Here is a 612-nt window from a genome sequence, read left to right as displayed (position 1 = left end):
GCGACTGCGAGTTGCATCCGGGCTGGATCGAAAAGGGGGTCGCCGCGCTCTCCGCCACTCCCCGGGCGGCAGCCGTCTGCGGGAGGGTGCGCGAGCGGTTCCCGGACGCGACCATCTACAACCGCCTCTGCGATCTCGAGTGGGACCAGCCGCCTGGAGAGATCGATTCCTGCGGCGGCAACGCCCTCTGGCGTGCGCCAGTGTTTCTCAAAGCGGGGGGGTTCGATCCCACGCTCATCGCAGCCGAGGAGGCTGACTTGTGCTTGCGCGTGCGCGCGTCCGGTAGGAGCGTCTTACGCGTCGACGCCGAGATGGTCCTTCACGATGCAGCGATGACCCGGTTCGCCGAATGGTGGCGACGAGCCTTTCGCGCGGGTTACGCCTCTACGGAGGGATGGTACCGAACCGCACGCTCTCCCGAGCGTCTCTGGGGGCACGACATCAGGAGCACACTGTTCTGGGGAGTGTTCGTACCCTTGGCAACCTTCACTCTGCTGCTTCCGACTTCGGGGTGGAGTCTGCTCGCTTTGGGCGGATATCCAGCGCTGGCTCTTCGCGTGCGCCGGGAAATGTCGCGCAGAGGCCTGTCGCCCGGGGATGCGAATCTCTATG

Annotated in this window: 1 protein-coding gene (running past one end of the window); it reads left to right on the top strand. The window is 65.8% G+C overall.

The features are described from left to right. Positions 1-336 carry the 3' portion of a glycosyltransferase gene (locus E6J58_22250; GenBank protein ID TMB32653.1) on the top strand. 240 nt of this gene lie to the left of the window's left edge, so only the last 336 of its 576 coding nucleotides appear in the window; its start codon lies beyond the left edge, outside the window; it ends in the stop codon at positions 334-336. Positions 337-612 lie beyond the last annotated feature (276 nt).

The organism is Deltaproteobacteria bacterium, from assembly GCA_005879535.1.
Classification (GTDB): Bacteria; Myxococcota; Myxococcia; order Myxococcales; family 40CM-4-68-19; genus 40CM-4-68-19.
This window is presented reverse-complemented; position numbering and strand designations above follow the sequence as displayed.